The organism is Chitinophaga sancti (assembly GCF_034087045.1).
GTDB classification, from domain to species: domain Bacteria; phylum Bacteroidota; class Bacteroidia; order Chitinophagales; family Chitinophagaceae; genus Chitinophaga; species Chitinophaga sancti_B.
On record NZ_CP139247.1, the window covers coordinates 1,024,101 to 1,036,769 of the forward strand.

The 12,669-nt window shown below is 44.4% G+C and carries 11 protein-coding genes; 5 read left to right on the forward strand and 6 right to left on the reverse strand.

Translation table 11 applies throughout. The annotated features are described in order from the left end of the window. The first annotated feature begins 32 nt into the window (after positions 1-32). Both SIO70_RS04185 and SIO70_RS04190 read left to right on the forward strand, forming a co-directional pair. Positions 33-566 (forward strand): NAD(P)H-dependent oxidoreductase, encoded by a 534-nt coding sequence (locus tag SIO70_RS04185; protein ID WP_320579699.1) that lies wholly within the window; start codon positions 33-35, stop codon positions 564-566. Positions 567-595: 29 nt separating this feature from the next. Then, positions 596-2,443 carry a monovalent cation:proton antiporter-2 (CPA2) family protein gene (locus SIO70_RS04190; RefSeq protein WP_320579701.1) on the forward strand — a complete coding sequence of 616 codons (1,848 nt, stop codon included), beginning with the start codon at positions 596-598 and terminating at the stop codon, positions 2,441-2,443. 7 nt (positions 2,444-2,450) lie between these two features. Here the strand turns inward: SIO70_RS04190 and SIO70_RS04195 are convergent, their stop codons facing one another. The 6 genes from SIO70_RS04195 to SIO70_RS04220 form a co-directional block, all read right to left on the reverse strand. Continuing rightward, positions 2,451-2,699, reverse strand: coding sequence for a hypothetical protein (locus SIO70_RS04195; protein ID WP_320579703.1), 249 nt, complete (start codon positions 2,697-2,699; stop codon positions 2,451-2,453). 57 nt (positions 2,700-2,756) lie between these two features. Beyond that, entirely contained in the window at positions 2,757-2,999 is a 243-nt protein-coding gene (locus SIO70_RS04200) for a hypothetical protein (RefSeq protein ID WP_320579704.1), read from the reverse strand. A gap of 348 nt (positions 3,000-3,347) precedes the next feature. After that, a complete protein-coding gene (locus SIO70_RS04205) occupies positions 3,348-4,925 on the reverse strand; it encodes a DHA2 family efflux MFS transporter permease subunit (RefSeq protein WP_320579706.1) in 1,578 nt (525 codons plus the stop codon). A 137-nt stretch (positions 4,926-5,062) separates the two neighbouring features. Then, on the reverse strand, positions 5,063-6,160 hold the full coding sequence (locus SIO70_RS04210; protein ID WP_320579708.1) for an HlyD family secretion protein: 1,098 nt from the start codon (positions 6,158-6,160) through the stop codon (positions 5,063-5,065). 41 nt (positions 6,161-6,201) lie between these two features. Beyond that, positions 6,202-7,602, reverse strand: coding sequence for a TolC family protein (locus SIO70_RS04215; protein WP_320579710.1), 1,401 nt, complete (start codon positions 7,600-7,602; stop codon positions 6,202-6,204). Further along, positions 7,592-8,218: a TetR/AcrR family transcriptional regulator gene (locus SIO70_RS04220; protein WP_320579712.1), complete on the reverse strand. Its 627-nt coding sequence runs from the start codon at positions 8,216-8,218 to the stop codon at positions 7,592-7,594. Before SIO70_RS04220 ends, SIO70_RS04215 begins: the two co-directional genes overlap by 11 nt. Positions 8,219-8,591: 373 nt before the next feature. Between SIO70_RS04220 and SIO70_RS04225 the strand changes: the two genes are divergently transcribed. The 3 genes from SIO70_RS04225 (at position 8,592) to SIO70_RS04235 (ending at position 11,785) form a co-directional block, all read left to right on the forward strand. Further along, positions 8,592-9,476 (forward strand): carbohydrate kinase, encoded by an 885-nt coding sequence (locus SIO70_RS04225; RefSeq protein WP_320579713.1) that lies wholly within the window; start codon positions 8,592-8,594, stop codon positions 9,474-9,476. 89 nt (positions 9,477-9,565) lie between these two features. Then, positions 9,566-10,669 carry a carbohydrate-binding family 9-like protein gene (locus SIO70_RS04230; RefSeq protein ID WP_320579715.1) on the forward strand — a complete coding sequence of 368 codons (1,104 nt, stop codon included), beginning with the start codon at positions 9,566-9,568 and terminating at the stop codon, positions 10,667-10,669. A 24-nt stretch (positions 10,670-10,693) separates the two neighbouring features. After that, complete coding sequence (locus SIO70_RS04235) at positions 10,694-11,785, forward strand: family 10 glycosylhydrolase (protein ID WP_320579717.1); 1,092 nt, start codon at positions 10,694-10,696, stop codon at positions 11,783-11,785. Positions 11,786-12,669: the final 884 nt, after the last annotated feature.

The following is a 12,669-nucleotide window of genomic DNA, read 5'->3' on the forward strand; positions in this document are numbered from 1 at the left end:
TTTTAAAACGTAATTCGTAATTTCCATCTTCTATGTCAAGAATTCTGATTCTATTCGCGCACCCGGCTTTTGAAAAATCAAGGGTCCACCATCAGTTGCTGGCCGCTATCCGCGGTATGCAGGGGGTGACTGTGCATGATCTGTACGAAACATATCCTGATCTCAACATCGATGTAAGACAGGAGCAGGGGTTATTGCTGCAACACGATATTATTTTATTCCAACATCCTTTTTACTGGTACAGTGCACCTGCCATTATCAAGCAATGGCAGGACCTCGTGCTGGAACATGGCTGGGCCTATGGTCGTACGGGTACGGCTCTCCGGGGCAAGCGGATTACGAATGTAATTTCTGCAGGAACCATGGAGACCGCTTACCAGAAAGACGGATGGCACCAACATCCATTGCCCGATTTTCTGTTGCCATTCAAACAGACAGCTACACTTTGTAATATGCAGTACCTGGAACCATTCGTAGTGTATGGTACTCACCAGATGGATGCCACCGGCATCAGTGAACAGGCTATCAGTTACAAACAATTTCTGGAAAACTTAAGGGACAGATAACTATGGAGCATTCATACTTTTTTATAACCATGATCTATCTCGCGGCGGCAGTGGTGTTTATACCCATTGCCAAAAAGCTGGGCCTGGGCTCTGTACTGGGTTATCTACTGGCAGGGGTAGTGATTGGACCTTCCCTCATGGGGTTTATTGGGAGTGAAGGGCAGGATCTTATGCACTTCGCAGAGTTTGGGGTGGTAATGATGCTGTTCCTGATCGGGATAGAGTTAGAACCTGCGTTGCTATGGAACCTGCGGGCGCCGATATTGGGGCTGGGGGGATTGCAGGTGTTGATTACTACGGCAGCGGTAGCGGGTTTAGCCATGCTACTGGGGCAACCACTCAATGCTGCACTGGCATTGGGCATGATCTTATCGCTTTCTTCCACAGCTATTGTGCTGCAAAGTCTCAAGGAGAAAGGGCAGTTGTCTTCTGCTGCTGGTCAAAGTGCATTTTCAGTATTACTGTTCCAGGATATCGCAGTTATTCCTATGCTGGCGGTTTTTCCATTGCTGGCGGGGACCTCATCACCGGAAGGCAGCCATAGCGAGTCATCATTAAGAGATAATTTACCAGCATGGGGGCAAACGCTGGTGGTACTGGGAGCTGTGGTCGTGATTGTGGTAGCAGGGCGATACCTGTTAAGACCCTTGTTGCGCATTATTGCTGCGACAAGGGTGAGAGAGTTGTTCACAGCGTTTTCTTTATTGCTGGTAGTGGCGATATCAGTGCTCATGTCGCTGGTGGGATTGAGTCCGGCACTGGGTGCCTTCTTAGGGGGCGTAGTACTGGCGAACAGTGAGTATCGCCATGAACTGGAAAGTGATATTGAGCCATTCAAGGGGTTGCTGCTAGGACTGTTTTTTATGGCCGTAGGCGCGTCTATCGACTTCAAACTGATACTGAGTATGCCCTGGGTGATTTTAGGGCTTGTAATAGGCTTAATGGCACTAAAGTCACTGATACTGTTAACGTTAGGTAAGGTCTTCAAGGTCAAAATTGAGCAAAATCTGTTATTTGCCATCGCTTTATCGCAGGTTGGAGAGTTTGCCTTTATATTGTTGTCATTTTCGAACCAGAATAATATACTGCCGCAGGCCACTGTGAGTATCCTTACGGCGGTGGTTGCGATCAGCATGGCGCTGACACCGTTGTTGCTACTGGCTTATGAAAGGTTAATACAACCCCGGTTCAGTGTACAACCTGCGAACACACGGGAGGCTGATGAGATACAGGAAAAACATCCGATCATCATTGCCGGCTTTGGCCGTTTTGGCAATATAGTAGGGCGTTTCCTCAGGGTAAATGGAGTGAAAGCTACCATCCTCGACCTGGATTCTGACAGGGTAGATGCCCTGCACAACCTGGGTGTGAAGGTATATTATGGCGATGCTGCCCGCAGAGACATGCTGGAATCAGCAGGAGCGGCAGAGGCCAAAGTGATCATTGTAGCGATGGATACAGTAGAGCAGACATTGGAAGTAGTACGGGTAGTGAGAAAACACTTCCCTCACCTGCAAATGTTGGTGAAAGCAGAGAACATACCCGATACTTTTGAGCTGATGGACCTCGGTGTACTACACATCTACAGGGAAACCCTGGATACTTCCCTGCGTATGGGAGCAGATGCCCTGCAGATGCTGGGTATCAGGGCATATCATGCATATAGGAATGCAGGCACCTTTCGTAAGCAGGATGAAAAAGCCATGAAAGGGCTATCCGCTATACGCGATGATAAAAAGTTGTATATCAATACTGTGAAGGAACGTATTGAGGAGTTGGAGAAACTGATGTCCGGTGAAAGAACGACCAGATTTAATCCGTCTGGTTTGGGATGGGATGAGCAGTCACTGATAGATGAAGCAAGGCAGGACGAGTAAGGAACCCTTACTCAGCCAGCGCTTCTTCAATCTTTTCAGCAATAAAGGCAATGAGCCCGTGATCAACTGATCTGGAGGAGTGGGGCACCTCACTGATAGCACGCAAGCGACCTTCTTCATCCTGTTCAAATGTGACTTCGTGTTCTTCTACGGTAACTTTAAATGCAATCTTATAAGTCTGTACCCATGGCCGCACTTCGATGATGTGCGGCTTTCCTTTGTACTCAAATTTCAGAATAAAATTAAAATCCTCCATCGGACTATTTCCCAGTGTTTTTAATAATGGCGTCGGTTAACAAAGGTCAGCAGCCGTTTACACATCGATGCTTCCATCCATATCCATACTACGGTTGCGCATTCTTACTTTTTCATCTCTTGAGAGCTGATGTATGAACATCAGAGAGAAGAATGCAGCCGCACTAATGATGAAGATGTAGCCTATAAAGCCCAGGGTGTGAAATACCCTGAACCAGGCCCAATCGTTTGTGAAAGCATATTGTGCTAATACGGCGAATACTGTTCCTACGGTAGCAAACGCAAATGCAATTCTCTTCATAAAGGTAAATTTTGGGATCCGGTTTTGATCTTTTTCCTTTTGGTTTTTATAATACTGTCCAGATGCTATTAAACAATGACAATTCTTATGCTAATATTTGGGGCAAGCCCAATGCCACGGCATTAGGTAGCACAAAGGTACTATACCCAGTTATATCTTCGAGTATATTTTTCCACATTTGTGGCAAATATTGAAAATGTGAATAACTATTGTTGGCAAATTGTACACATATGCATATAGAAAATAATATATCCCCATATGGAAATAAGAAAGCCGGAGTAAGAATACTCCGGCTCATTACCTAAACCTACAACTGTTACACTGTTAGTAACATATCTTTAATATCTTTTAGTGCATTGCACTTGCGTCCAGTTTACCTTGTTGCTTGTTGCTCTTCACCATGAGTACGAATGGTACGCAGATGAGGAACAGGATACCCAGATACAGGAACACATCCATATAGGACATTACTGTAGCCTGTTTCAATACGCTGTACTCAAGTCCCTGATAAGCACTTCCCAACGCTGATTTCGTATCCATACCTTTGCTTGCCCAGGAAGCTGCAGCGGAATGGACTCTGTTCATCACATCAGGATTGTTGGTATCCAGCTTGCTCACCAGGTCCATACGGTGCAGCTCATTACGTCTTGACACGAAGGTCGTAATCAGTGCCACCCCGAAGGAACCTCCCAACTGACGCATCATACCCGTGAATGCAGCACCCTGACCAATCTGTTGCCCTTTCAGGGTAGAAAGAGACAGTGCTGTGATCGGGATAAACAGCATACCCATACCAATACCACGTACGATCAGCATCCAGAAGAAATCATCTTTACCTGTATCGGGAGAAATGATTTTGTATCCCCAGAAGCTATATACAAAGAACAGCACCATACCTGCGGCTACCAGATACTGATTAGGTACCCCTTTTTCCAGCAGCTTACCAATCAGTGGCATCATAACTGCGGTCATCAATGCCGCCGGTATCATGAGCATACCTGACTGGGTAGCGGTCCATCCAAGCAGTCCCTGCGTATACAGGGGAATGATGAAAGTAGATCCGTACAGACCGAAACCTAACAGGAAGGATAGTAATGTACCTACCCGGAGGTTTGGATTCGCTAATACCCTTAACTCTACGATCGGATTTTTATATACCAGTTCTCTCCATATAAAGAAGAAGAAACCTAATACTGCGGCGATACCTAATACGAGGATGGTTGTATCGTTGAACCAGTCATCTTCCTGTCCGCGTTCCAATACATATTGCAGCGAACCAACGGCCATTGCCAGGAAGCCAATACCCCACCAGTCAATTTCACTCGCTGACTTCTTCTCTGCATATTTAGGACTACGTACGAACTGCAGTGTAAGCAGTGTAGCAATCACACCGATTGGAATATTAATGTAGAAGATATATGGCCATGCGAAGTTATCTACGATATAACCACCCAAAGGAGGACCGAGGGTAGGTCCGATGATCACACCCAAACCGTAGATGGCCTGTGCCATACCACGTTTTTCAGGAGGGTAGCTTTCAGTGATAATCGTTTGAGAAGTTACCAGCAGTGCACCACCGCCTAAACCTTGTATGAAGCGGAACAATACCAGTTCCCACAATGTGTGTGCGTTACCGCAGAGGAAGGAGGAAATGGTAAAGATTATTATGGAAACTGCGAAGTAGTTACGTCTACCGAACTGTTGTGACAACCAGCTGGTCATCGGAACCACGATTACGTTACCAATCGCATACGCTGTGATCACCCAACCGATCTCACTCAAGGTAGCTCCCATATTTCCGCGCATATCATTCAGGGCCACGTTCACGATGGTGGTATCCACGATCTCCAGCAAGGCGCAAAAAATGGCAGTGATTGTAATGATGACCCTGCGGGCACCATATTCTACCAGATTCTCTTGTTGCATGATGTTGAATTATTTTATAGTGATCAATCCGCAGATGTTCAATTACGAATTACAGCCAAGCGATATTTATATCCAGTCTGAAGTACTAATGTGAGTCCTTTCCCGTAATTCGTAATTGATCACCGGCGATTGAAAAATTAGTCGAGGTGAACATCCACCAACACGTTCATACCTGGGCGGAGTTGTTTAACTTCCGGTTGTGCAGATGCATTGACGAATTCGATCTTTACAGGCAGACGTTGTACCACTTTCACGAAGTTACCAGAAGCGTTATCCGGAGGCAGCAGTGCGAAACGGGAACCGGTAGCAGGTGAGAAGGAAGCTACTTTCGCTTTCAGCGTTTTACCCGGGAAAGCGTCTACATGTACTTCTACTTCCTGACCTGGCTTCATTTTATCCAGCTGAGTTTCCTTGAAGTTAGCAACTACCCATATATCATTGGATAATACTACGCTGAAAAGGGATTGACCAGCCTGCACCAGCTGACCTGGCTGTACATAAATTTTTGACAGTTCACCATCTTCAGGAGCGAGGATGATCGTATAGCTCAGTTGCAATTTTGCATTGTCTATTTCTGTCTGACGTTCTTTGATAATCGCTTTGGCAGCATTGATAGATTCAGCAGTAGCATTTGCCTGGGAACCAACAGCGCTGGTCTGGCGGGAAGCAACTTCTTTCTGCTCCTGCAATACTTTCAGCTGACGTTCAGCAGTCTGCTTGGTAGCCAGTGCCTGCTCATATTGTTGCTGAGTGATAGAGTGATCTTTGATCAGGTTGTTGTAACGTTCGTAGTCCTGGTTTGCACGCCATACGTTTACTTCAGCAGCTTTGATCTGTGCATCTACAGCACCGATGTTAGCAGAAGAAGAAGCGATGTTGGAACGGGCGGCAGTAGTATTAGCAGTAGCTACAGATACCTGTGCTTCAGCTGCAGCCAGAGCGGCTTCAGCCTGTGCCAGTTTGATCTTAAGATCACTGTCATCGAGGATAACGAGGGTGTCGCCTTTCTTAACTTTCTGGTTATCTTTTACACGTACTTCTTTCACATAACCGGTTACACGAGGGATAACAGGGCTCACGTTTGCTTCAACCTGAGCGTTATCTGTTTCTTCGTGGTGTTGACCATGAATATATTTAGTGATACCAAATGCACCACCACCAATTACCAACACGGCCAAAACGATGATGAAGGTGGAGTTCTTTTTCTTAGGCGCTTGATTTGATTGCGTTTCCATATAATGCGATATATGATATTAATAAGTTGTTACTGAGATAATTATTTACCGGTTGTAGTTGTGGTGCCGGTCGTTGTAGTTCCTTCTGTACCTGCTTCATTCAGCACACCTGCTGTTTCCAGTAATCTGGAATAAGCAACCATAGCATCTGCTTTTGCGAACGCATAGTTCAGTTTTGCCTGTATATTAGCTACGTCAGCTTCGAGCAGATCGGTAGTAGTAGCGAGGTTATTTTCCTGCTTGTTCTTTACGATCTTGTAATTCTCTTCGGCCTGGTCGATGGCCTTCTGGTACATATCGATCTTCTTCTGGTTTACCAGGTAGTCCTGATAGGCTCTGTTAATGCTGATGTGAATGTCATCCTTCAGCATCTCTTCATTTACACGTACCTGCGCCAGCTGGATCTTTGCATCATCAACTTTCACACTGTTTTTCCAGAGGGAAGAAATATTGTATTTTATGCCTACACCTGCATTCACGGCATTGGTTACTGAGAAAGCATTAGGAATAGTCAGCGCTACATAACCACCCGTGATGGCTACGGAAGGATAATATCCACCTTTTGCAGCTTTCACACCTGCGGTAGCAGCTTTTTCACGAGCCTGCAGTGCAGCGTTGTCTGTACGATTGGTCATTGCTATCTGCTCCCATTCTGCTACACCTTTACCATTTGCTACCACACCCTGGTCGTAAGTATCGGTTACCGCTTCCAGATCAGTGCTTTCCGGAATACCCACCAGCAGGTCCATTGTGATGCTTGCAATTTTCAGGTTACTTTCTGCTTCCAGGAGGGATACATCTACGTTTGATTGCTGCAGTTGTACTTTCAGCAGGTCGTTTCTTGCTACCAGCCCGTTCTTTTCGAGGTTGGTAAAGTCTGTTACACGCTGTTCCTGTTGTCTCAGGTTTTCTTTTACCAGTGCTACAGCCTGCTGTGCTTTGTACAGGTTGCTGTATGCATTGATAGTATTCTGGATCACTGCTTCACGATCTTTCACTGCATCCAGTCTTGCTGCTTCTGCCAGGTATTTGGCAGATTCTTTCTGGCTCTGTATCATGAAACCGGAGAAAACCGGGATAGATACACTCGCCATAGCGTAGGCGAGAGAGTTTACTTTAGGAAAAGAACTACCGCTACCAGAGCTATCGCTGCTACCACCCAGGAGTGGACCGTATATGTTTGGTGAATTGATTCTGAGGTAGGAACCAGATACACTGGCTTCTGGTAATTGCGCGTTTTTAGCTTCTTTTACTGAGGACAAAGCCGCATCTATTTTTGTTTGGCTGAGCTTCAATTGTTTGCTGTTCTGAATACTAAGCGATATGGCTTCCTTCAATGACAGGGTTCTCTTTTCCTGCGCCTGACTGCCAAGGTATGACAGCGTCAACAATACTCCCACTGTCAGAGACCATAATCGCCTGTATGTGCTATTAAGCTTCATGGATAAGAATGGCTTTTAACAATTTTTTTAAATGATTACTGATATGTATAACAAGATGCTGCTGTAATTGATCATCTGTAAGATGTTCAAGCCCGGAAATTCTGGCAAAATGATGCCTGGTCGACATTATATGGTTGGTTGTACCTATCAGCGTATTGACCATCATCAATATGTCGGCTTCCTCATTGAACACCCCTTTTTCCTGCCCTGCCTTGATAAAGGCGCTGATGATACCATACACTTCCATTTTATTCTGGTGGATCAGGTCGTTCACCCCGAGATCAGCCTGAATCTGCGCGCGCATCATCATCAGATTAAAACAGGGATTATTGAAGATCCGTCCAACATATGTCTCCACCAGCCTGTCAAAGCGGATTTCGAATGTAAGTGACTCATCCGTCAGCACAGTTTCCAAAAGTGATTTCCAACCAACGATCCTTTTCAGAAAAATGGCTTCAATCAATTTTTCCTTTGAACCGAAGTAGTAAGAAATCATCGCGATGTTCACATCGGCGGCATGAGCAATATCCCTGACAGAGGTTCCGTGGAACCCCTGGGAGGCGAACAGCTGTTCTGCTGCATCCAGGATTGCTAATTGCTTGTGATTGTATTCCATCTTCTAACGAATTGTGGGTACAAAGTTAAACAAACATTTAATTTAATCAAACGATCGTTTAAATATTTCGTGAAAAAGTGTGCTTTTAAGCAGATTTTAAGGTCGTTAAGGCAAATGCAGGTTAATATAATATAACCAGGCACGCGTGAATAAAGTGGCAAGTTGAAAATCAGAATGAACAGAATGGTTTAGTTGAGTCTGGTTAACTTAGGTAAAAGAGCTTATTTGATCATATCCATGAAACGATTTTGTCCATTGTTATAAGTTCTTTCTTAGAACATCCAAGATTGAACGTGCCAACTCCGGAGCATTGTCCAATGCTCTGGCTTTTTAACTGAAAATCATTAATATGCGCCAGTTTAACAGAATAATCATGAAACCGTATCAAGTTGCCTGCTTTGGAGAAGTATTATGGGATATACTTCCAGATAAAAAATTGCCGGGTGGAGCCCCTATGAATGTGGCTTATCACCTGCAGAAACTGGGAGTACCAGTCGCGATGATATCGTCGACAGGGGATGATGCAGATGGAGATGACCTCCGACAGGTCATGCAACTGCTACAGCTGGATACCACGTTTATCCAGAGAGATCCGGCACACGAAACCGGAAAAGTGTATGCCCGCCTGGCAGCCACAAATGAAATGCAATACGAAATAGTTCAACCAGTAGCCTGGGATTTTATACAGTCTTCAGCTGGCCTGCAGGAAATTGCAAAAACGCCGGGATACCTTGTATTTGGGAGTCTGGCTTCGAGAAATGAGGTAAGTAGAGAGACCTTGCTATCACTGCTGGATGGTGATCGTACACTGGTACTGGATATTAACCTGCGCCCGCCTCATTTTACGCAGGAACTGGTGGAATTACTTTTACAACAATGTCAGATCCTGAAAATCAATGAGGCAGAACTGAAATTGATAGGAGACTGGTACCAGTTTCCGGCAGATATGGAAGAAAGAGTGCTTGCATTTAGCCAGAAATATGACATACCTACCATCATCGTGACACTGGGGGATAAAGGGGCGGCTTTACTTGTAGAAAACGTCTTTTATCAGCATCCGGGATATCAGGTAACGGTGGCAGACACGATTGGCAGCGGCGACGCATTCCTGGCTGGTTTCCTTTACAACAGGATTATCAATACACCACCAGCAATCACACTGGCTTACGCTTGTGCATTGGGAGCACTGGTAGCCTCGTACCATGGCGGTTGTCCGGCATATAATCCGGATGAAATCATTGCCCTGATCAACAGGTAAAGTGATAGAATATTCTTAATTCATCAACAATTCATACCATCCATTGAGTTTACTGGAAAACCCCAGTTGACTTTTATTATATTTAACTCATGTCTCAACTTATCCGTCATGTGATTGCAGGATTGGGATTGGCGTGTCTGAGCCTCCCTTCCTATGCACAAAAGAAAGCAGCCTATCTGGCTCCCAGACAATATCAGGTTTATCAGACCACCACACCCATTAAGCTGGATGGAAAACCAGACGAAGCGGCCTGGCAAAAGGCTGAATGGAGTCAGGATTTCACAGACATAGAAGGGGATAAACAACCTGCCCCTGCTATGCGCACAAGGCTAAAAATGCTGTGGGACCAGGATCATTTGTACATTCTGGCTGAACTGGAAGATGCCAATATCTGGGCCACTCTCCACCAGCATGATACCATCATTTACCATGACAATGATTTTGAAATATTCGTAGATCCGGATGGCGACACCCATCAGTATTTTGAATTAGAGATCAATCCTTTTAATACAGTGATGGATCTGTTCATGCCCAAGCCTTACCGTGAAAACGGAGATGCACTCATGAACTGGGATGCACAAGGCATGCGCACAGCTACACATATAGACGGCACACTAAATAAACCAGGCGATAAAGACAAAAAATGGACGGTAGAAATGTCTATTCCATTCAGTGCATTCGGTTTCTTTAACCAACATATCAGAATTAAAGACAGTACCATGTGGAGAATCAACTTCTCCAGGGTAGAATGGGATACTGATATCGTGAATGGTAAATATGTAAAGCGTAAGGATAAAACTACCGGCAAGCCATTGCCAGAACATAACTGGGTATGGTCTCCACAGGGCATCATCAATATGCACGCACCAGAGAAATGGGGTTACCTGTTCTTCGTACAAAAACCGGTAGGCAGTACACCGGTTAAAATAGCTATCCCTTCTATCGAGGAAGCAAAGGAAAATCTCTGGGAAGTATATCATCAGCAAAATGCTTACCGCCAGTCACACGGACGTTATGCTACATCACTGAGTGACCTAGGTCTCACTGAAACAACATTTACTGCCTATGGTATTACTTATACATTGTCTATGGAAGCAATTTCAGGACAATTTACCGCTACGATCAGCGACAAGACAGGCATGCACAAAGCCAGTATAGATCAGGAAGGAAAGGTAACAACTCAAAAACACTAACAACATTACTACAGGTCCAATACTATGAACAAACGTAATTTCCTTAAATCAGTCGGCATTGGCAGCGTAGCCATGATGGGTGCCGGACTTCCTGCTATCGTAAAAGCAGAAAAAACAGATGCTGCAGATGCTACTGCTACCAAAATCAAACACCGCGTTTGGATCAATCCAGATGAAAAGGATACTGATGCAGATATTCGTCAACGCTATGCCGCTTATAAAAAAGCAGGTATCGGTGATATCATGTTTGAAGCAGACAGCGAAAGACATTTCAGAATTGCAAAAGAGAACGGTATCAAAGCACACCGCTGGATCTGGACTATGAACAGGGGAGAGAAGGAGTTGCTGGCAAGCCATCCGGAGTGGTATGCGCAGAACCGCAAAGGTGAAAGCTGCGCTACACATCCTCCTTACGTAGGCTATTATCGCTGGCTATGCCCAAGCAAACCCGAAACGGTCAACTACCTGAAAGAACAGGCTGAAGCAGCGTTGTCAAAAGATTATGTAGATGGATTACACCTGGATTATGTAAGATATTGTGATGTGATTCTGCCCGTAAACTTATGGAGTAATTACGGTATTGATCAGTCAAAAGAATTACCGGAATACGATTTCTGCTATTGCGAAACCTGCAGAACTAAGTATAAAGATCTGTATGGCAAAGATCCGCTGGAACTCCAACACCCTGACCAGAGTCCTTCCTGGCGTAAGTTCAGGTATGACCGAATTACAAACGTTGTGACCAACCTGGCGGACGTAGCGAAAAAACATAAGAAACCTATTTCAGCAGCAGTATTTCCAACACCTGAAATTGCTAAACGCATTGTAAGACAGGATTGGACTAACTGGCCATTGAATGCAGTATGTCCCATGATATATCATGGATTCTACCAGGAAGGTGTGGGTTGGATAGGCGATGCAGTAGCTGAAGGTATCAGGGGATTGGATGGTCGTTTCCCTCTGTATGCAGGTTTGTACCTGCCGGATTTCAATGGTAACATGGCTGACCTGGAGAAGGGTATCCGGCTCGCGATACAGCATGGTGCATCTGGTGTATCACTGTTTGGTGGTGTGACACCTGAGGTATTGCAGGCATTGCAAAAAGCGACTGTATAAACATATCATTTTGCATTTGGTAAAAAGACCGGGGATCTTTGCAGGTCCCCGGTTTTTTATGTGTATATGAAAAACATGTTTGTATATTCAAAGACCAGGATTGGTCTTTGCTGAGTTAAGCTAAACATGAGCCGTTGTATATGTAACATTTCAATAATGGCAGGTAATAATTCTTTTTTCTTATTGGATAAATTGAATCAGGAACCATGAATAGTTCCTGCGTGTTTGGTCCTCGATTTGTTACTTATGACTTGTATATAGACACATCCTTAGACCAGGAATGGAGCAAGGATTTTTTTTTGAGATGAGATAGTATATGTTCATCGAAATATTTTTTTGAATACTGTTTTTGAATACTGATTTAAAAAAATCCGGCTACCAGGATTAGCATCCGGTTACACATATGAATTATCCCCTATTTTAATATCATTTTAATTAGATCATCCATAGGATCGAATATAATTCAATAAGATACCGGGTTTCAGGAATGAACCCCGGGGTATGTATTATAAGCTGTTGTTAATAGTGGGTACTATTAATAACCCGTTATGAAAACATCTATGTATGAACCCAAAATCAAAATCTTTGCTAAAGAAAATAGGAGGCAATAGTCATCCCTCTCTGCTCTCAAAGACAGTACCCTCTCTGCTCTCAAGGACAGCAGGTGGCAATACTCATCCCTTTTCTGCAATCCGAGACAGTAGACAGCAATACTCCTCCTCTCTTCAACTCCCAAAAAGTTAAAGACCAGGTATCAGTAATAATTCCCGGGTTTTATATTTCTACTATACCCTATGAGAAATTTACCGCTCTGACAAACAGAAAATTGAGAGCAACACTCTTTTGAAGCGCTGTTTTGGCAAATAATGTGGTAATGGAAATCT